Annotated in this window: 17 protein-coding genes and 5 tRNA genes; 9 read left to right on the top strand and 13 right to left on the bottom strand. The window is 57.9% G+C overall.

The features are described from left to right. Positions 1-162: 162 nt before the first annotated feature. The 6 genes from sthA to phaC all read right to left on the bottom strand — a co-directional run bounded on the left by sthA (position 163) and on the right by phaC (position 6,829). Positions 163-1,566, bottom strand: a complete 1,404-nt coding sequence (gene sthA / locus HGP17_RS03640; protein WP_168806012.1) for a Si-specific NAD(P)(+) transhydrogenase — start codon at positions 1,564-1,566, stop codon at positions 163-165. 107 nt (positions 1,567-1,673) lie between these two features. Next, the gene (locus HGP17_RS03645; protein WP_168806014.1) at positions 1,674-2,270 is read right to left on the bottom strand and encodes a dual specificity protein phosphatase family protein; all 597 of its coding nucleotides are present in this window, start codon (positions 2,268-2,270) and stop codon (positions 1,674-1,676) included. Positions 2,271-2,522: 252 nt separating this feature from the next. Beyond that, positions 2,523-3,335 carry a DNA repair protein RadC gene (gene radC, locus HGP17_RS03650; protein WP_205925849.1) on the bottom strand — a complete coding sequence of 271 codons (813 nt, stop codon included), beginning with the start codon at positions 3,333-3,335 and terminating at the stop codon, positions 2,523-2,525. Positions 3,336-3,377: 42 nt separating this feature from the next. Then, the gene (gene map / locus HGP17_RS03655; protein WP_168806018.1) at positions 3,378-4,214 is read right to left on the bottom strand and encodes a type I methionyl aminopeptidase; all 837 of its coding nucleotides are present in this window, start codon (positions 4,212-4,214) and stop codon (positions 3,378-3,380) included. A gap of 2 nt (positions 4,215-4,216) precedes the next feature. Beyond that, positions 4,217-4,966 (bottom strand): DNA/RNA nuclease SfsA, encoded by a 750-nt coding sequence (gene sfsA / locus HGP17_RS03660; RefSeq protein WP_168806020.1) that lies wholly within the window; start codon positions 4,964-4,966, stop codon positions 4,217-4,219. 15 nt (positions 4,967-4,981) lie between these two features. Then, a complete protein-coding gene (phaC, locus tag HGP17_RS03665) occupies positions 4,982-6,829 on the bottom strand; it encodes a class I poly(R)-hydroxyalkanoic acid synthase (protein WP_168806022.1) in 1,848 nt (615 codons plus the stop codon). 159 nt (positions 6,830-6,988) lie between these two features. Between phaC and HGP17_RS03670 the strand changes: the two genes are divergently transcribed. The 4 genes from HGP17_RS03670 (at position 6,989) to recJ (ending at position 12,117) form a co-directional block, all read left to right on the top strand. Then, a complete protein-coding gene (locus HGP17_RS03670) occupies positions 6,989-7,441 on the top strand; it encodes a hypothetical protein (RefSeq protein WP_168806024.1) in 453 nt (150 codons plus the stop codon). A 221-nt stretch (positions 7,442-7,662) separates the two neighbouring features. Beyond that, on the top strand, positions 7,663-8,883 hold the full coding sequence (locus HGP17_RS03675) for an LL-diaminopimelate aminotransferase (RefSeq protein ID WP_168806027.1): 1,221 nt from the start codon (positions 7,663-7,665) through the stop codon (positions 8,881-8,883). 58 nt (positions 8,884-8,941) lie between these two features. Continuing rightward, positions 8,942-10,261, top strand: coding sequence for a homoserine dehydrogenase (locus tag HGP17_RS03680; RefSeq protein ID WP_168806029.1), 1,320 nt, complete (start codon positions 8,942-8,944; stop codon positions 10,259-10,261). Between the two features lie 53 nt (positions 10,262-10,314). Next, entirely contained in the window at positions 10,315-12,117 is a 1,803-nt protein-coding gene (gene recJ, locus HGP17_RS03685) for a single-stranded-DNA-specific exonuclease RecJ (RefSeq protein ID WP_168808074.1), read from the top strand. A 189-nt stretch (positions 12,118-12,306) separates the two neighbouring features. Here recJ and HGP17_RS03690 read toward each other — a convergent pair whose 3' ends face one another. The 6 genes from HGP17_RS03690 to HGP17_RS03715 form a co-directional block, all read right to left on the bottom strand. Then, entirely contained in the window at positions 12,307-12,627 is a 321-nt protein-coding gene (locus tag HGP17_RS03690) for a ribonuclease E inhibitor RraB (RefSeq protein WP_168806031.1), read from the bottom strand. Positions 12,628-12,913: 286 nt separating this feature from the next. Then, positions 12,914-12,988: transfer RNA gene (locus HGP17_RS03695), tRNA-Glu, on the bottom strand. A gap of 128 nt (positions 12,989-13,116) precedes the next feature. Continuing rightward, a tRNA-Glu gene (locus tag HGP17_RS03700) sits at positions 13,117-13,191 on the bottom strand. Positions 13,192-13,276: 85 nt separating this feature from the next. Then, positions 13,277-13,351: transfer RNA gene (locus HGP17_RS03705), tRNA-Glu, on the bottom strand. A 173-nt stretch (positions 13,352-13,524) separates the two neighbouring features. Beyond that, complete coding sequence (locus HGP17_RS03710; RefSeq protein WP_168806033.1) at positions 13,525-14,319, bottom strand: hypothetical protein; 795 nt, start codon at positions 14,317-14,319, stop codon at positions 13,525-13,527. A 207-nt stretch (positions 14,320-14,526) separates the two neighbouring features. Next, positions 14,527-14,967 carry a VOC family protein gene (locus HGP17_RS03715; RefSeq protein WP_168806035.1) on the bottom strand — a complete coding sequence of 147 codons (441 nt, stop codon included), beginning with the start codon at positions 14,965-14,967 and terminating at the stop codon, positions 14,527-14,529. A 197-nt stretch (positions 14,968-15,164) separates the two neighbouring features. Here HGP17_RS03715 and HGP17_RS03720 point away from each other — a divergent pair, with 197 nt between their 5' ends. From HGP17_RS03720 to HGP17_RS03730, 3 genes are all read left to right on the top strand, one after another. Beyond that, the gene (locus tag HGP17_RS03720; RefSeq protein WP_037201851.1) at positions 15,165-15,743 is read left to right on the top strand and encodes a cold-shock protein; all 579 of its coding nucleotides are present in this window, start codon (positions 15,165-15,167) and stop codon (positions 15,741-15,743) included. A 112-nt stretch (positions 15,744-15,855) separates the two neighbouring features. Next, entirely contained in the window at positions 15,856-16,257 is a 402-nt protein-coding gene (locus HGP17_RS03725; protein ID WP_246703950.1) for a DUF192 domain-containing protein, read from the top strand. A gap of 146 nt (positions 16,258-16,403) precedes the next feature. Next, positions 16,404-16,480, top strand: a tRNA-Pro gene (locus tag HGP17_RS03730). A gap of 116 nt (positions 16,481-16,596) precedes the next feature. On the opposite strand, the gene HGP17_RS03735 is transcribed toward HGP17_RS03730, so the two are convergent. Then, positions 16,597-17,190, bottom strand: coding sequence for a GNAT family N-acetyltransferase (locus HGP17_RS03735; protein WP_168806039.1), 594 nt, complete (start codon positions 17,188-17,190; stop codon positions 16,597-16,599). A 629-nt stretch (positions 17,191-17,819) separates the two neighbouring features. On the opposite strand from HGP17_RS03735, the gene HGP17_RS03740 reads away from it, so the two are divergent. Continuing rightward, positions 17,820-18,125 carry an ETC complex I subunit gene (locus HGP17_RS03740; RefSeq protein WP_168806041.1) on the top strand — a complete coding sequence of 102 codons (306 nt, stop codon included), beginning with the start codon at positions 17,820-17,822 and terminating at the stop codon, positions 18,123-18,125. Positions 18,126-18,215: 90 nt separating this feature from the next. Continuing rightward, positions 18,216-18,292: transfer RNA gene (locus tag HGP17_RS03745), tRNA-Arg, on the top strand. Positions 18,293-18,340: the final 48 nt, after the last annotated feature.

Genomic DNA, 18,340 nt, shown 5'->3' on the forward strand with positions numbered 1-18,340 from the left:
ACGAACCAGCCCGCAGCGTTGTCGCCGCTCAGGCGGTCTCGTCTTCATTTGGCTGAAAGCCCGAAGGTCAGAGGCTTATGAAGAAGACCGAAGCGATGTTGAGAATGCTCATCATGCCGACAGAGTAGTAAGCCCTGCCGGCATGGTCAATATCGACAAATTCTAAAGTTCGGACTTGATGTCGCCCATGCGGTTCCAGGCGTCGAGGCCGGCGATCTTGTAGGCTTCGGCAAGCGTCGGATAGTTGAAGGTGTTTTCGACGAAATATTCGACGGTGCCTTTGAGGTTAAGCACGGCCTGGCCGATATGCACGAGCTCGGTCGCACCTTCGCCGACAATGTGGACGCCGAGCAGGCGGCGCGTCTTCAGCGAGAAGATCATCTTCAGGAGGCCGGTATCGAGGCCCATGATATGGCCGCGCGAGGTCTCGCGGAAGCGGGCGATGCCGCATTCATAGGGGATATGCCGCTCCTTGACCTCTTCCTCGGAGAGGCCGCAGGTGGAAATTTCCGGCACTGCATAGATGCCATAAGGGAAGTATTTCGGTGGCTCCTTGGCGATCGCGCCGACAGCAACGCGGGCGGCGATGCGGCCCTGTTCCATTGAGGTAGAGGCAAGGCTCGGAAAGCCGACGACATCACCTGCCGCAAAGATATGCGGAACCTTGGTAGCGAATGTCTCCGGATTGACGCTCAAGCGCCCGCGCGCATCGGCTTCGAGACCGGCCGCAGCGAGATTAAGGGTGTCTGTGGCACCCATGCGTCCCGCAGCGAAGAGAACCATGTCGGTGATCAGGCGACGGCCATTGTCGAGCGTCAGCTCGACCTTGCCGTTCTGCCGTTCGACCTTCTCTGCCTTTTGACCCAGCATCAGCTTCATGTTGCGGTCGCGCAGCTGATAGATGAAATCCTCGACGATTTCCTTGTCGATGAAGTCGAGCATGGTCGACTTTGGATCGATCAGCGTCACCTGCGTGTCGAGTGCGCTGAAGATTGTGGCGTATTCGATGCCGATGACGCCGGCGCCGATGACGACCATGGAGCGCGGTAATTCCTCGATATCGAGCAGCTCATCGCTGTCGAGAACCGTCTTGTTGTCGAACGGCATGTAATCAGGCCGAAACGGCTTGGTGCCGACGGCAAGCAGGATGCTGGCGGCGGAGACGGTGACGACCTCGCCATCGTCCTTGACGACCTGCATGGTCTGCGGGTCGATGAAGCTGGCTTTGCCGCGGATGTGCTGCACGCGGTTGCGGGCAAACTGATGCTCCAGCACTTCGACTTCATGGTCGAGCGTGATCAGCAGGCGGCGGCGCAGGTCTTCTGCACTGATCTCCTGCTTGACGCGATAGGCGCGCCCGTAGAAGCCGCGCTCGCGCCAGCCGGAGAGGTTGAGTGCGGTTTCGCGCAGCGTCTTGGAAGGAATGGTGCCGGTGTGGACCGAAACGCCGCCGACGCGCTTGCCTTGCTCGATCACGAGCACCTTCTTGCCGAGTTTGGCGGCCTGAATGGCGCCTCTGCGGCCAGCAGGGCCGCTACCCACGACTAGGAGATCGAATTGTTCCATCGGGAAGCCTCGGATGATTGAATAGGGAATCAATGTCGCAACGCAACATGCTCCGTCAACCGGTAGCTGCTCAATGTTACAGATTATCTAACAAGAAAGACGACAGGTCAGGACGCGGTGAAGCCAAGCCAGTTTTGCAGCTTCTCCAACGTTCTGTCCATCGCATATGCCCGGGTGAAGGACAGAGGCAGATGGCCGTAAAAGATCGACATTTGATCTTCTGCCGCCGCTTCTCCGCTCTTGGCGATGGCGGCCACATACAGCGCGGACGCAAGTCCGGTGCGATCGGCCCCGGCCTGGCAGTGAATGAGCAGTGGTTTCGGCGCATCGCGCATGATCGCAACAAGCTCGGCTGCTTGCTCCTGCGTCAACTCCTTGTTGGAGGACATGCGGAAGTCGATGTGGTTGATGTCGAGGTGTTTCGCCTCGGTGATTTCCTTGTCGTACCAATGGCGCCCGGTATTGTCGCCGCGCAGGTTGATGATGGTTTTGATACCGTATTGCTTCTGGAGTTCCGCGATCATCGCGCCTGATGGCTGTGAGGATCGATAAAGCTCTCCGGCGATGACCGGATGAAAATTGGTCGTCCAAAGCATATGAGCGTAAAACCCGCCCGCAACCACGCCGAAAGAGCCCATAGCGAAAAGCGCTACACGGCCGAAACGGAGGAGTTGGCGGCCAAGCCTTGGCGATATCTGCTTCATGGAGTCTCCGGGCTGGCCTTACGCGACAGGCCAAATCAAACAACACCGTCCATCGGCGGATGCACCGATTTGACGTGTCGTCCTTTTGCCAGATCATCCTGAGGCAAAACTGAAAACGACCATGGAGATCATTTGAGGTTTGTTGAGATGAATTCGCAAACAGAGTCTAGCGTGAAGCAGGTCCATGGAGCTAATTATATCAATAGTATAAGATTTTATTTTTATATTTTAAATTAGCTGTGAGCGGTAAACTTAGATCAGTCTAAGCGCTCGAAAGCTGACATGGCCGTTCTTGCCGATGATAATATGATCGTGAACGGTGATGCCCAAAGGCTTTGCGGTATCGATAATCGTCTTCGTCATCTCGATATCGGCGCGCGACGGCGTCGGATCGCCTGATGGATGATTGTGAACGAGAATGACGGCCGTGGCGGAAAGCTCGAGTGCTCTTTTGACCACTTCACGCGGATAGACGGGTGTGTGGTCAACGGTTCCCAATCCTTGGACTTCATCTGCGATCAGGGCATTGCGCTTGTCTAAAAACAGCAGGCGGAATTGCTCGCGCGCTTCATGTGCCATGGCGGTGTGACAATAGTCGATCAGCGCTTTCCAGGAGGATAGGACTGGCTTGCCGGTCAATTCGCTTTTCAGCATGCGCTGCGCGATGCTTGCCGTAAGTTTCAGGTCCAGCGCGACAGCGTCGCCAATGCCCTTGACTTCCTTCAACAGCCCGATTGGTGCGCCGAAAACGCCGCCAAGCGTGCCGAAGCGAGCGAGGAGCGCCTTGGCGATCGGCTTCGTATCACGACGTGGGATGAGCCGGAACAGCAAAAGCTCAAGGATCTCATAGTCGGCAAGTGCCGCATCGCCACCATCTCTATAGCGGTTGCGTAGGCGCTCGCGATGACCGTGATGGTCGGGCTCGGGATTGGAGGGAGAGGATTGAACGGGCGTCGATTTGTTCGATGTCGATTTGCCGGGTGATGGTACCGGGAAATAGAGGCGCTCGTCAAAGAGCGTTGCTTCTTCCAAGGCATCTGCCGTTCCGCCGCCATCAAGGGGCATGTCTCCATGTCCGGTCGGGGAGGCGGAACGTTTTGCCATGAATTATCTCTGCAACGGCGGTAAACCCGGGCGATCGAGGCCGCCGGGCGACAAAGTGAAGATCTCGCAGCCGGTCGCGGTAACGCCAACCGTATGCTCGTACTGCGCCGAGAGGGACCGATCCCGCGTAACGGCCGTCCAGCCATCGGCAAGCACTTTCACATGCGGCTTGCCGAGGTTGATCATCGGCTCGATCGTAAAGATCATGCCTTCTCGCAGCTCCGGGCCGTCGCTGGCACGGCCGTAATGCAGGATGTTCGGCGAGTCATGAAACAGGCTTCCGACGCCATGACCGCAGAAATCGCGCACGACCGAGCAACGCTCCCCTTCGGCATAGATCTGGATGGCTTCACCGATGGCGCCTGTACGGGCTCCGGGGCGCACGGCGGCAATGCCGCGCATCAGCGATTCATAGGTCACTTCCAGAAGACGCTCTGCGGACCGCTTGATCTCACCGACCGGGTACATGCGGCTGGAATCGCCATGCCAGCCGTCGAGCACATAGGTCACGTCGATGTTGACGATATCGCCATCGCGAAGCGGCTTGTCGTTGGGAATGCCATGGCAGACGACGTGGTTGATCGAGGTGCAGGAGGACTTCATGTAGCCGCGATAATTCAGCGTCGCCGGATAGGCGCCGTGATCCATGCCGAATTCGAAGACGAAGCGGTCGATGACATCGGTGGCCACGCCTGGCGCGACGATCGGGGCAAGCTCATCGAGGCAGCGGGCCGTCAACTGGCAAGCCTTGCGCATTCCGGCAAAGGCATCCTGCCCGTAGATGCGGATAGCGCCCGTATTCTTCGCCGGCGCCGTTGCCGCTTCGATGTAATTCACCATGACTAGCCTTCAGCAGAAATCTTTATACTGTTATCTAATGCAGCTATGCCGGGTTCGTCTATCGGGATCAACCCGGCCGGCGCGATTTCCGTCGGCGAGATCCTGCATTTCAGCGCATAGACTTCGATGCCACGCGCCAAAGCGCGTTGATAAGCCTTGGCATAGACGGGATCGAGATCGCCACAAATGCGGAAGCGGTCGCAATCATTTCGCTGGATGACGAACAACATGACCGCGCGGTAACCCGCTTCAGCCATATCGCCGAGCTCTTCCAGATGCTTGGCGCCGCGTGCGGTCGCCGTATCGGGAAATTCCGCCAGGCCGCGCTGCCGCATGAAATGAACGTTCTTCACCTCGACATAGGTTGATGTCCGCAAAGGGTCGCTCAAGAGCAGGTCGATGCGCGAGTTACGGCCGTAATTCTGTTCGCGCTTTACGGTCGTATAGTTGCCGAGATCCGCGACCTGACCCAGGGCGATTGCTTCGGCTGCAATGCGGTTCGGCATGCCCGTATTGACACCGACGGTGGTTCCGTCGGCTTCGATCAGTTCGAAGACGTGCCGGTATTTCCTCTTTCCGCCGTCATGCTCGGAGAGCCAGATGCGCGAGCCGGGCGCAGTCAATCCCAGCATGGAGCCGGTATTCGGACATGAACCGGTAATCAGCGTGCCGTCCTCGAGTTCGGCGTCGAACAGGAAGCGCTTATAGCGTGCGATCAGCCGGGCAGGGACCAGAGGTGAATTGAACAGCATGGATGATGCGACCGCCTAGGCCTTTTCCAGCACAAAGCTGCCCGGCGCCTCCTCAAGCGCATTCAGGGCTTTCCCGCCTGGCTGACGCGGTGTTGTCATGCGGTGATCCTGAGCGAGGATCCATGCGTGCCAGTGCGTCCACCAGGAGCCGGGGCTTTCCTTGGCGTCTTCCAGCCACGTCTCGTAGTCGCCCTTCACTGGGCCACCGGTCCAGAACTGGTATTTGCGCTTGTCGGGCGGATTGACGACGCCGGCAATATGGCCCGACCCCGTCAGCACGAAATCCACAGGCCCACCGAAATACTGGCTTCCGATAAACACGGATTTGGCAGGCGCAATATGATCTTCGCGGGTCGCCAGATTGTAGACGGGAATGCGAACGTCCTTCAGCGACAGCGTCTTGCCGTCGAGCACCATCTTGCCCTGGCTCAACGCATTGTTGAGGTAGCAATTGCGCAGATAAAAGGAATGGTTGGCGGCTGCCATTCGTGTGGAATCTGCGTTCCAGAACAGGAGATCGAAGGGCAGTGGTTCCTGTCCCTTCAGGTAGCTGTTGACGAAATAAGGCCAGATAAGCTCGGAAGCACGCAGCATGTTGAAGGCTGCGGCCATCTTCGATCCCTCAAGATAGCCCACGACCTTCATCTGCTGTTCTAGCGCTGCGATCTGATCCTCATCGACGAAAACCTTGAGGTCTCCGGCAAAGGTAAAATCGACCTGTGTGGTCAGGAAAGTCACGGTGCGAATGCGCTTGTTCTTTTCCTGCGCATGAAGAGCAAGCGTGGCAGCCAACAGCGTGCCCCCCACGCAATAACCGACGGCGTTGACTTCCTGTTCGCCGGTGGCCTTCTCGATCGTATCCAGCGCGAAATCGATGCCTTCGCGTGCATAGGAGGTCCAGTCCTTGGTCGCATGGCGATGATCGGGGTTCACCCAGGAAATCACGAAGACGGTGTGACCTTGCTCCACGCACCATTTAATGAATGATTTCTGTGGGTTGAGGTCAAGTATATAAAATTTGTTGATCCAGGGCGGGCAGATCAGCAGTGGGCGTTTCAGAACCTTGTCCGTTGCCGGCTCATATTGGATCACCTGGCAGACATCGCTTTGGGCAATCACCTTGCCGGGCGTCAGCGCCATGTCGCGGCCGACGGCGAATTTTGTCATGTCAGTCTGCCGTAAGCGCAACTCGCCCTGGCCGAGGCTGATGTCTTCCGCAAGCATTTTCATGCCGCGCACCAGGTTCTCCGCATTTGAAGCAACTGTTTCGCGATAAAGCTGCGGATTGGTGGCAACGAAATTGGTCGGCGAAAAGGCGGCTGTGATCTGCTTGGTGTAGAACGACGCCTTGTGACGGGTGTGCTCGTCCAATCCCTCGGCATCGCTGACGAGCTTCTCCGCCCAACCGGCGGTCAGAAGGTACGTCTGTTTCAGAAAATCGAAAAAGGGATTTTTCTGCCAGTCCTCGTCGGCGAACCGCTTGTCCTTGACCGGCTCCGCTTCCGAAGGGGCGGACGAATCGCCGCTGAGGCGCTGCATGGTTTTTGTCCACAGGCCGAAATAACCGGACAAAAGATAGGTCTGCGCCTCCAGCGTACGACGCGGGTCCGAAAGCCAATATTCTCCGACCTTGGAGAGCGTTTTGACCATATCCGTGATCGGATCTGCGACGGTGTCGACCTTTTCGCCGCGTTCGCGCGGCGCAAGCCATGCGGACGCCGCTTTGCCGAGATTTTCGACCGCGCGGGCAAAGTTGACGGCCATCGCTTCGGGATCCCGAACGATGTAAGGCTCGACTGACTTCGGATCGAAGCCGGCAAAGCCGCCATTTCCTTCACTGTTGTCCCGCTTGCTGTCGGTCACGCATCATCCTCTCGGCGGCAACTGGGTCTTGTTTTCCATTTGTACATCTTGCTGGAAAAGGAATACAAGTCGAATGAAACGCAACCCTGCTCTTGCTTTGCTGCTGCGACAAATTTAACAGTCGCAACCCACAGCAAGGAATAGCGCAGGAAGACAATTATGGGCGGCGGCATGGTGGCAAGACTGAACCGGTATTCCGTACTCTGCGGTGCAATGTGCGGCATTCTCGCATTGACGCTCGCGGGTTGCTCGACGCCAGAGGAAAAAGCGGCTTATGCGAAGCGCAAGCAGCCGCCGCAGGCGGTGATCGTAAAGTCTGCCAAGGGCAGCCCGGTCGACGAGGGCAGCACCCAGACACATTACAAGGACGGCTACCCGTCCTTCAATTCGCCGCCAACGGCAGCCAACGTGCAGATCAATGATCAGCAGGCCAGCGATATGGTCAAGCAATTGACCGCATTGGGGTCGCAGCGCAAGGCGGGCACGATATCGGAAGCTGAGTACCAGCGTCGCGTTGCCGACATGCGCAAGCTGGCGGCCGAGCATGGCCAGGATACGCTGCAGGAAATCCAGAAGGAGAGCGGCACGCAGCCCGCTCCGGCGCAGAATTAATCTTGCGTTTCAGGTGATTTGGACGCAAAGCGTTCAGATAGGCCGAATTTGAATGTATCTGAGCGGCGGATTGCACTTTATGTGCGCAACCGCCCAAGATTCACCTTATCTTTCGAGTCAGCATGACTGCGGCGCCGCGATTCCGAGTTCGTATCGCGGCTGGCCGATGGATCCACGAACTTCAGCGCGGTTGTGAGGGCCGCTGTCCCATGGGGAAAGAAATGGAAGAGTTTCATAAAGTCCGGCGTTTGCCGCCCTACGTTTTCGAACAGGTCAACCGTTTGAAAGCAAGCGCGCGAGCGGGCGGGGCGGACATTATCGATCTCGGCATGGGCAATCCTGATCTTCCGACCCCCAAGGCGATCGTCGATAAGCTGTGCGAAGTGGTCCAGGACCCGCGCACGCATCGCTACTCCTCCTCCAAGGGCATTCCCGGCCTTCGTCGTGCTCAGGCCGCCTATTATGCGCGCCGTTTCGGCGTGAAGCTCAATCCGGATACGCAGGTGGTCGCCACCCTCGGCTCCAAGGAAGGCTTCGCCAACATGGCGCAGGCAATCACCGCGCCCGGCGATGTTATCCTTTGCCCGAACCCGACCTATCCTATCCATGCTTTCGGCTTCCTGATGGCCGGCGGCGTGATCCGTTCGATACCGGTCGAGCCGGACGACAGCTTCTTCCCGCCGCTCGAGCGCGCCGTGCGTCACTCTATCCCGAAGCCGCTTGCGCTCATCCTGAACTATCCGTCCAACCCGACGGCCTATGTCGCAACGCTCGACTTCTACAAGGAAGTCGTGGCTTTCGCGAAGAAGCACGACATTATCGTGCTCTCGGATCTGGCCTATTCGGAAATCTACTTCGACGACGTACCGCCGCCGTCGGTGCTGGAAGTCCCGGGCGCCATGGATGTGACCGTCGAGTTCACCTCGATGTCGAAGACCTTCTCCATGCCCGGCTGGCGCATGGGCTTTGCCGTCGGCAACGAGCGTCTGATCGCTGCTCTGACGCGCGTGAAGTCCTACCTCGATTACGGCGCGTTTACGCCGATCCAGGTTGCGGCGACGCATGCGCTGAATGGCGACGGTTCCGATATCGCCGAAGTGCGCAACGTCTACAAGCGCCGCCGCGACGTCCTGGTCGACGCGTTCGGCAAGGCGGGCTTCGAAGTGCCGCCGCCGGCTGCAACCATGTTTGCCTGGGCGAAGATCCCGGAAAAGTTCCGTCATCTCGGCTCGCTGGAGTTTTCCAAGCTCCTCGTCGAAAAGGCCGATATCGCGGTAGCACCGGGCATCGGCTTTGGCGAAATGGGCGATGATTATGTCCGTATCGCGCTCGTCGAAAATGAGCATCGCATCCGTCAGGCCGCGCGCAATCTCAAGCGTTTCCTGTCGACCGCGGACGAAACGATGCACAATGTCATTTCACTGAACGCTCATCGTTCGTAATGTCGCGCGGCAGCCGTTTCCGCGGCTGCCGTCCCAAGATACTGATCAGGAATTTTCCATGGCAGATGCCCTCAAAATCGGCATTGCGGGCTTGGGCACCGTTGGTGCCTCGCTCGTCCGCATCATCCAGAGTCGCGCCAACGAGCTTGCCGTTACCTGCGGCCGCCCGGTTAAGATCGTTGCCGTCACGGCACGAGATCGCAACAAGGATCGCGGCATCGACCTGAGCGATATCGAATGGTTCGGCGGTCCGGTCGATCTGGCACAGAAAGCCGATATCGATGTATTCGTCGAACTGATCGGCGGCTCCGAGGGTGCTGCCAATGCAGCCGTACGTGCCGCTCTGGCGCGCGGTCTGCACGTGGTTACCGCCAACAAGGCGCTTCTGGCCTATCACGGCGTCGAGCTTGCGCAGATTGCCGAAGAGAAGGGCGCTCTGCTCAACTTCGAAGCCGCTGTCGCCGGCGGCATTCCGGTCATCAAGGCGCTGCGCGAATCCCTGACGGGCAATACGATTTCGCGCGTCTACGGCATCATGAACGGCACTTGCAACTACATCCTCACCCGGATGGAGAAGGAAGGTCTGTCCTTTGCCGATTGCCTCAAGGAAGCGCAGCGTCTCGGCTATGCCGAGGCCGATCCGGCTTTCGACATCGAAGGCAATGACACCGCCCACAAGCTTGCGATCCTGACGACGCTTGCTTTCGGCAATCGCATCGCAGCGGACGATATCTATCTCGAGGGGATCACCAACGTCTCCATCGAGGATATTCGCGCTGCAGCCGACCTCGGCTATCGCATCAAGCTGCTCGGCGTCGCCCAGCGCACCGAAACCGGCATCGAGCAGCGCGTCCATCCGACCATGGTGCCGCTTGATTCGGTCATCGCGCAGGTCGATGGCGTTACCAATGCTGTCGCGATCGAATCCGATATTCTCGGCGAACTGCTGATGGTCGGTCCCGGTGCCGGTGGCAATGCGACCGCTTCGTCGGTACTTGGCGATATCGCCGACATCGCCAAGAGCCGCCCGGGCGAACAGCGCGTTCCTGTTCTCGGACACCCCGCCAAAGCGCTCGAGCCCTACCGCAAGGCTCAGATTCAGAGCCATGAGGGTGGTTACTTCATCCGCCTGACGGTTCTCGATCGCACCGGCGTTTTCGCGAGCGTCGCGACCCGTATGGCGGAGAATCATATTTCGCTCGAATCGATCGTTCAGCGTTCGAAGCAGCATCTGGCACCGTCCGATCACCAGACGATCATCCTCGTCACGCATGCGACGACGGAGGATTCGGTGCGCAAGGCCGTAGCTGCGATCAAGAACGAGGGTTATCTCGTTGGCGAACCGCAGGTCATCCGCATCGAGCGGCCGAAGGAATAGGCTGGAGACGGCAGCGCCTTGTAGGCGTTGCCAACAGCGATTTGGGAGAGATGGTGGAGCAACCGGTCGATCCAGTTCAGCGGGCTTTTCTGGGCGTCGAGCGCTCGGTATCAGGCAATCGCTGGGTTTCCCGGCTCGATCAGGCCGGCCAGAACCGGGCTCTTGCCATTGCGCAGGTGCATGGCCTGCCGGAGCTGATTGCGCGTGTGCTCGCAGGTCGCGGTGTTGGCATCGATGAAGCCATGGCTTTCCTCGATCCGACAATCCGCAGCCTGATGCCGGATCCCTATCTGCTGACTGATTGCGAAAAGGCGGCACGGCGCCTTTTGCACGCAATCAGGAAAAGCGAAACGGTTGCGATCTTCGGCGATTATGACGTCGATGGCGCCGCTTCATCGGCTCTGCTCTATCGATTCCTCGCCCATTTCGGCGTTCCCGCCAGCATCTATATCCCGGATCGGATATTTGAGGGCTATGGCCCGAATCCCAACGCCATCAATCAGCTGATCGACAATGGCGCGACACTGATCGTCACCGTGGATTGCGGCTCGACCAGTTTCGAGGCACTGGAGGCAGCAAGGGCGAGGGGCATTGATGTCGTCGTCATCGATCACCATCAGGTGGCGCACGAACTGCCACCATGCCACGCACTGGTCAATCCGAACCGTGAGGACGATCTGTCCGGGCAGGGGCATCTTTGCGCTGCCGGTGTCGTTTTTCTCGTCCTGGTCGCCGCGCTGAAGCAGCTGCGCGAGGCGGGCGATGCCCGCGTGCGATCTCTCGATCTGCTCGCCTGGCTCGATATCGTCGCTCTTGCCACGGTTTGCGATGTGGTGCCCCTCAAGGGCCTCAACCGCGCCTATGTCGTCAAGGGGCTCATTGCGGCACGCCATCAGGGCAATCCCGGCCTTGCTGCCTTGTTTCGCAAGGCGGGGCTTGGCGGGCCGGTGTCGCCTTATCATTTCGGCTTCCTGATCGGGCCGCGCATCAATGCCGGCGGCCGTATCGGTGACGCAGCCCTTGGCGCGCGTCTGTTGACGCTTGACGACACCAGCGAAGCCGAGACGATTGCTGCCAAGCTCGATGACTTGAACCGTGATCGCCAGACCATGGAAGCAGCCATGCTGCACGAAGCGGAAGCTGAGGCGTTGGCGGAATATGGCAATGGTGATGGCGCCTCCGTCATCATCACCGCTCGGGAAAGCTGGCACCCCGGTATCGTTGGTCTGATCGCATCGCGCCTGAAGGACAAGTTCCGTCGGCCGGCCTTTGCCATAGCCTTTGATTCGGCAGGCAAAGGCACGGGGTCTGGCCGTTCGATCAATGGCTTCGATATGGGGCGCATGGTCCGCGCGGCCGTTGATGCCGGCTTGCTCGTCAAGGGCGGCGGCCATGCAATGGCTGCTGGTCTGACGGTGGACCGCAGCAATCTTGGCAAGCTGCGCGCCTTCTTCACGGAGAAAGCAGAGAAGCAGGTCGCCGGTCTGGTGGCCAACGAAACCCTGAAGATCGATGGCGCGATCGGCGCAAGCGGTGCGACGGTTGAGCTGATAGACCGGCTTGAAACCGCGGGCCCTTACGGCTCCGGCCATCCGCAGCCGATCTTCGCCCTGCCGAGCCACCGGCTGCGTGATTCTCGCCTCGTCGGCCAATCGCACATCAAGATCACGCTGGAAGCACAGGACGGCGGTCGTGTCGACGGCATCGCCTTCCGCGCTGCAGAGACCCCCCTCGGCGAGTTGCTGATGTCATCCCGCGGTGCGCAGATCCACGTCGCCGGCACGCTTGGCGCCGATCATTGGCAAGGCAGCCGTCGCGTCCAGCTGCGCGTTACGGATGCGGCCAAGGCGCCCTGATCCCTACACAGATCGCAAGGTGCTCATCAGCGAGTGTCGCGAAATATTACCTTGCGGCATTCCTAAAGTCGTCTACTTCTCGCCACTTCTCAGGAGATATTGATCCACGTTGTAAAGCACCGCTGCTGGTGACTTTGGATAGTATCAATGTCTTTCAGAATTAGGTCGTAAACTCATAAAACGATTTGGTTATGCGTCGAAAAAGCCCCAGCCATCTGCCCGGCCTTTGTGTGACTGCGCCAATCTGTCCAGACTTTCTTCAATGTCGGTTATGACCTTGCAGCTCGGTGTCATTCTCTTCGAAGCCGTAACGTCCCATGGGTTTGTTTCGCGCTCGATCTCGTCTACCACTACGGAAAAGCCCTCGGCATTTGCTGCTTGAGCGAAGGAGTCAGCCGACATTTTGTCTGGAAAAACATGGCAGAAATCAACGGATCGAGGCGAGGTAAGGTCCTTCCCGTCGGATGCCATTTTCTGCAAGATCGCCGCGTTTTCCTCAAACAACGACATCGATACCTCCTCAAGCGCCTCTATTTCATATACGTATCAGGACTCCATATCGTCCCGAAGTGCGATTCAATGTCAGCATGCATCGATACGACATGACTGGCTACGAATGGCGTCCGGTTACAAGGATATGAGAGAAAGTTTTACGCTCGCTGGGAGGCGCAGGTTCATGGCGGCGAGGTCAGGCTTTTAAGATGGCCGCTATCAAGCGCCACCTGGGCGATGCCCATGGTGCTAAGTGTCGAACGAAAATAACGACACCAAATCAAATATTTAAAAGGAAAAACGGTGGCACGCCCTAGGGGAGTCGAACCCCTCTTTACAGAATGAAAATCTGTCGTCCTAACCGATAGACGAAGGGCGCGTGCTGTGGCGCCCTTATAGTCAGCACCTTTCATTCCCGCAAGCGGAAAATCGCGAAAAATCTCAGAAAATTTGACCACTAACAGCTTGTTTTTCGACGCCTGTGGAAAACGTCTCGATGCCGTAAGCTGGTACGCCCTAGGGGAGTCGAACCCCTCTTTACAGAATGAGAATCTGTCGTCCTAACCGATAGACGAAGGGCGCAGGATGCGTGACCTAGATAGGAACGATCTAGAGTGTTCGCAAGCGCGGCTGATGAATTCGATGAGGGAGAGGATAAACACAACAGTGGCACGCCCTAGGGGAGTCGAACCCCTCTTTACAGAATGAAAATCTGTCGTCCTAACCGATAGACGAAGGGCGCGTGCAGCTGTTGTGTGGCGCGCTTATAGCGGGGTGATTTCATTCCTGCAAGCGGCAATTTTGCTTTTTTGTGGAAAAAATGACAGATGCGTGAAGCCTATGCCGGTTGCGAATAGCTGAGCCATAACAGAGCCTTGCCGACACTATCTATAAAACCCTGGAAACCCGGGCGATTTACTGGCCGGCAGCGCCCTGCACCGGCTGCACCAAGAGCTTCCCGTTCTGAGGCTGGTTCTTCGATGCCACGAATTGTGCCAGGATCGCTGCTTGCTTGCTGTTCAGCACACGGACATTCGGGTTTGCCGTGTTCGCGGCGGCTGCCGGAGCGGTCTGGGCTGCTGTCTGCGGTGACGCTGCCGGAGTGGCTGCATTGCGGATGACCGGCACCGGAAGCACATCTGCGGAGGTCAGCCCATTGGGGGCCGCGGCCGGCGCCGATTGCGTCGGGTCGGTCTGCATCGCTGTCGGCGATGCGCTATAGACGCTGCGCATCATCGGCGTGATTCCCTGCGCCGTTGCGCCTGGCTGGCTGCTGGCCAGAGTTCCATCCGGGTTGACTGCAATCGGCGCCGGAGCAGCAAAAATGCTGCTCCTGTTGGCATTGACGGCTGTGGGCTGCGTGACAAGGCCGGCAATGCCGGTTTGTCCTTCCGGCGGCGCTGCCGTTGCGGGGCCGGGATAGAGCGCCTGATTCTGCTGTGCAACGATCTGCTGGCGCGTGCCGTTGACGCTATGGACCATCGGGTCGCGATAGCCGCCATCGGCCTTCTGTCGCCGGGCGTCAGCTTTGCTGTTCATGTCGGCTGCCAACTGTTCGGCTGCGGTCGGCTGCGCCGCAGGCGCGGCTTCCGCCGTCTCGCTCGGCTTCGACCCCGTGGTCGCACAACCGGCGATCATCACAAATGAGGCGACCACCGCAATAGTGCTTGCGAGCTTCTTCCCGCTGTATAAAATCCGTGTATCGCGCAAAGGACGTTCCCCGCAAAAAAAAGGTTTGCATCGGAACGGCCTCTTGCGAGGGACGGCGATATCGCGCGCTCTGATTGATAATGATGAGGGCGCGATATCCGATGCATGATGCTTCGAGTCGTCCAAGCATGCCGGAGGATGGCCATCAGCGGCAAGCGCGAAACGCTTGGTTCCGCGCATGCCGTAAGCCTCGCGAAAGCTTGCGCCTTACCAGGCGCCAGTGTTCGGCATCGAGGCCCAAGGCTCTGCCGAAGGAAGGTTGTCGCCCTTCTGCAGGATTTCGATGGAAATGCCATCCGGCGAACGCACGAATGCCATGTGGCCGTCACGGGGTGGCCGGTTGATGATCACGCCGTTGTCCATGAGCTTCTGGCAGGTCTCATAGATATCGTCGACCTCGTAGGCGAGGTGGCCGAAGTTGCGTCCGCCGGTATATTCTTCCGGATCCCAGTTATAGGTCAGCTCAAGGCTGGGTGCGCCGTTGCTGCCGGATGATTCGGCGTCTTCGGCCGCTGCAAGGAATACGAGTGTATAGCGACCCTTCTCGTTTTCGTAGCGACGGGTTTCTGTCAGTCCGAATAGGGTGCTATAAAAGTGCAGCGAGGCGTCGAGATCGGTGACGCGAACCATCGTATGGAGATAACGCATTCTATTTCCTCTCTTAATGTTGAGCTGGTCCGATCTTGGATCGTGACGCCAGCTTCGCGCAAGTCTTGAAGGAATAATCTTAGGGTGGGAATAAACGAAAACTAGGACTTGCGCTTTTCCGTTACCAAGATGTTAATCTTGATATCAGGGAATCAGTTAACCGTAACAGTGTGACGCGTAATCGAGGGCTGGCTAGGATGGGTGACAGAATTTCATCGAAGGGAGTTGACGACTTCGAGGAGATGTCCGGCGATGCCGTCGAGCTCATCGAAATCTCCGGCGTCGTCAAGTGGTTCGATGTTGCCAAGGGGTTCGGTTTTATCGTGCCTGACAACGGCATGCAGGATGTGCTGCTGCACGTGACCTGCCTGCGCCGGGATGGCTATCAGACAATTCTCGAGGGAACCCGCATCGTCGCGCTGATCCAGCGCAGGGAGCGTGGTTATCAGGCCTTCAAGATCCTCTCCATGGATCAGTCGACGGCCGTTCATCCCTCGCAGATGCCGCCTGTTCGCACGCATGTGCAGGTAACGGCGACAAGCGGTCTGGAGCGCGCCCTGGTCAAGTGGTTCAACCGCACCAAGGGCTTTGGCTTCCTGACGCGGGGCGAGGGCACCGAGGACATTTTCGTACACATGGAAACGTTGCGCCGCTTCGGTCTGGCGGAGCTTCGACCCGGCCAGGTTGTTCTCGTCCGCTTCGGACCCGGCGAAAAAGGCCTGATGGCGGCGGAAATCCATCCGGATGCACCAAGCCCGGCAACACGGCCTCATTAATATGAAAAGAGAATCGTTTCTCGTTGTTATAAAAAGCGCCGTAATGGCGCTTTTTCTCGTTGGAGCCACAGCCTCCTCTCCTTTCGCCGCGCAAACGACGAGCCAGCAATCGATGGCTTTCGATTCGGAATCACTTTCGATCGCATCGCCCAAGGGGCAGACGCATAAATTTACCGTAGAGCTGGCGCTGACGCCGCCGCAGCTCGAATACGGCCTGATGTATCGCGACAAGATGCCGGCCGACCACGGCATGCTGTTTGATTTCGGCACTTCGCGACCGGTGATGATGTGGATGAAGAACACCAAGCTGTCGCTCGACATGCTGTTTCTGGACAAGAGCGGCGTCGTCACGCACATCCAGGAAAATGCCGTGCCCTATTCCGAGGCGATCATCAGCTCCAACGGCTCGGTCGCTTACGTCATCGAGCTAAATGGCGGCATCGTGAAGAAGCTGGGCCTGTCGGTGGGCGACAAGGTGGCGAGCGCCACCATATCCGCAAAGCTCGGCAAATAGATTTTCCCAGGGGAAGATAGGCGAGGCGCGATTTTACCTGTTGCAGCGAGCAGGTGAACCGTGTATCTCCCCACTCGTTCCGCAGGGATATGTCCCGCGGCACGCAATCAGCATCCAATCGCCCAGGCGATCATGCTGATACGGTACGGAGTGTAGCGCAGTCTGGTAGCGCATCTGGTTTGGGACCAGAGGGTCGGGAGTTCGAATCTCTCCACTCCGACCATTTCAAGCAATCGCAACAATCCCATATATTGTTTTAGCAAGGCGTCTGCCCCGGGAACCTTCCAATCGTGTGCAGTTTGGCGCGTGGTCACGCAACAAACCGCTTGGACCGCTATCTCAATCAGATGAGATCGGCTGTCGCGTGAGGATCCAATAGTCTCGCTCCGTCACCTTTTCAAAGCAGGCAATGGCGTCTTTGAAGCCAAGACGCCGATAGAAGGGCAGGCTGAGGGGATTGAATGTCTCCAGGAAACACACTGCGCCTTCGCGATCGGCTCGGCTCAAAGTTCTTTCGATCAGGCGCTGTGCCAATCCTTGTCCGCGAGCCGCAGGACGCACGCCGAGGATAGAGAGATACCACGCATCGGACAGGTGCAGCGGAATATGCTGTGACATGGATTGCGATATCCGCGTGTAATTTCCGAAGCCGGAATCACCCAGCAGCTTTGCAAGCCCATGTTTGCGGGCCAAGATAAAGCTCTTGGCCTCCTCAGCGGCTTCGTTGGTGTGCCAGATGGCGGCGCCATCATCGCGAGCGTATTGCACTTCGCCGATTCCCAAAGCTTCTGTCATCGCCAGAGCGAAATAATCCGCAAGAACAGCCTTTCTATGCTCTTCGTCCTCTTCCGATTCGATTGTTACGGCCCGGTAGAACGGATCGTCATGCAGAGCTTCGGCAAGGGATAGGCAGACAGGCAACACATCAGTCATGAACGGCTCCGGGGCTGAACCAAGATTTCTCCAGCCGGCTCACGGCGGGAAAGCCTCTATGTCCCATGTTAGGGACGGTCGGCGCCACGGGTCCAGTCCAAATGAGATTCGCATGACGCAATGATCGATATCATCAAAGTGTCAGGCAGACGGCATGATGGATGTGAGGGATCGCTGCGGCAGCGACTGATCCATCAATGCAAAAATTGCAACGCCATAAGGCCGATGGTCGTCAGGGCGGACGACACCGTCAAAGCAATTAAAAACGAAGTCGACATAATATCGCTCCCAAGGATTTTGCCTCATATCCCCAACGCTCGCAGCGGTGATTACATGAGCGACGCAACGATGTCGCGTGACAGCTGCGTGACATGGGTCGATGCGCGTAAAAATAGCAATTTCGATTGAATACTTAGGCAAATGCGAAATGGCGCGCGACACGCGAAGCCGGCTCGGGGGAGACCTTTTGACGGCGGATTCCGGACTGCGTCTCTCCTCTGCTTTTTGCTTGAAAACAAAGGGATTCGCGGCTAAGCAAAAGTCACGATGTGCTTGGCTTGGATGGCCGAGCCAATATATGTGAAGCACAAAGGCGGGTCGCTCCCGCTTCATTCGGAGGCGCTGCAGCGATGCCTGCCAAGATTTATCGTCCCGCCAAGACAGCCATGCAGTCCGGCAAGGCCAAGACTCATCTTTGGGTTCTGGAATTCGATCAGGAATCTCCCCGCAAGATCGATCCGATCATGGGCTATACCTCTTCGGGCGATACGCGCCAGCAGCTCAAGCTGACATTCGATTCGCAGGAGCTGGCCGAGGCCTACGCTCAGCGGAACGGTATCGAATATCGCGTTATCGCTCCCAAGGACGCAAACCGCCAAGTGGTTTCCTACACCGACAACTTCCGCTTTAGCCGTATTCAGCCCTGGACTCATTGAGGCAGGCGCTTTTGAAGCCGCTACCCATTGAGTTTGGCGGCGGTTTCAGGCATGAGTTGCCCGCCTGCACATAGTTGCGGCAGGCCCCACGGCTCCTTAGCTCAGCTGGATAGAGCACTTGCCTTCTAAGCATGTGGTCACAGGTTCGAATCCTGTAGGAGTCGCCAGCTATCTTTCAAGCTTCATAGCCGCACACGCTGCACCCCAAGCCGTCA

Source organism: Rhizobium sp. P38BS-XIX, assembly GCF_012641435.1.
In the GTDB taxonomy this organism is placed as follows: domain Bacteria; phylum Pseudomonadota; class Alphaproteobacteria; order Rhizobiales; family Rhizobiaceae; genus Rhizobium.

Bases quoted from the DNA above. Each gene is read 5' to 3' on its own strand.
- sthA (WP_168806012.1), bottom strand. From the start codon at position 1,566: ATGGAACAATTCGATCTCCTAGTCGTGGGTAGCGGCCCTGCTGGCCGC.
- HGP17_RS03645 (WP_168806014.1), bottom strand. From the start codon at position 2,270: ATGAAGCAGATATCGCCAAGGCTTGGCCGCCAACTCCTCCGTTTCGGC.
- radC (WP_205925849.1), bottom strand. From the start codon at position 3,335: ATGCCCCTTGATGGCGGCGGAACGGCAGATGCCTTGGAAGAAGCAACG.
- map (WP_168806018.1), bottom strand. From the start codon at position 4,214: ATGGTGAATTACATCGAAGCGGCAACGGCGCCGGCGAAGAATACGGGC.
- sfsA (WP_168806020.1), bottom strand. From the start codon at position 4,966: ATGCTGTTCAATTCACCTCTGGTCCCTGCCCGGCTGATCGCACGCTAT.
- HGP17_RS03670 (WP_168806024.1), top strand. From the start codon at position 6,989: ATGGGCGGCGGCATGGTGGCAAGACTGAACCGGTATTCCGTACTCTGC.
- HGP17_RS03675 (WP_168806027.1), top strand. From the start codon at position 7,663: ATGGAAGAGTTTCATAAAGTCCGGCGTTTGCCGCCCTACGTTTTCGAA.
- HGP17_RS03680 (WP_168806029.1), top strand. From the start codon at position 8,942: ATGGCAGATGCCCTCAAAATCGGCATTGCGGGCTTGGGCACCGTTGGT.
- HGP17_RS03690 (WP_168806031.1), bottom strand. From the start codon at position 12,627: ATGTCGTTGTTTGAGGAAAACGCGGCGATCTTGCAGAAAATGGCATCC.
- HGP17_RS03715 (WP_168806035.1), bottom strand. From the start codon at position 14,967: ATGCGTTATCTCCATACGATGGTTCGCGTCACCGATCTCGACGCCTCG.
- HGP17_RS03720 (WP_037201851.1), top strand. From the start codon at position 15,165: ATGGGTGACAGAATTTCATCGAAGGGAGTTGACGACTTCGAGGAGATG.
- HGP17_RS03725 (WP_246703950.1), top strand. From the start codon at position 15,856: ATGGCTTTCGATTCGGAATCACTTTCGATCGCATCGCCCAAGGGGCAG.
- HGP17_RS03735 (WP_168806039.1), bottom strand. From the start codon at position 17,190: ATGACTGATGTGTTGCCTGTCTGCCTATCCCTTGCCGAAGCTCTGCAT.
- HGP17_RS03740 (WP_168806041.1), top strand. From the start codon at position 17,820: ATGCCTGCCAAGATTTATCGTCCCGCCAAGACAGCCATGCAGTCCGGC.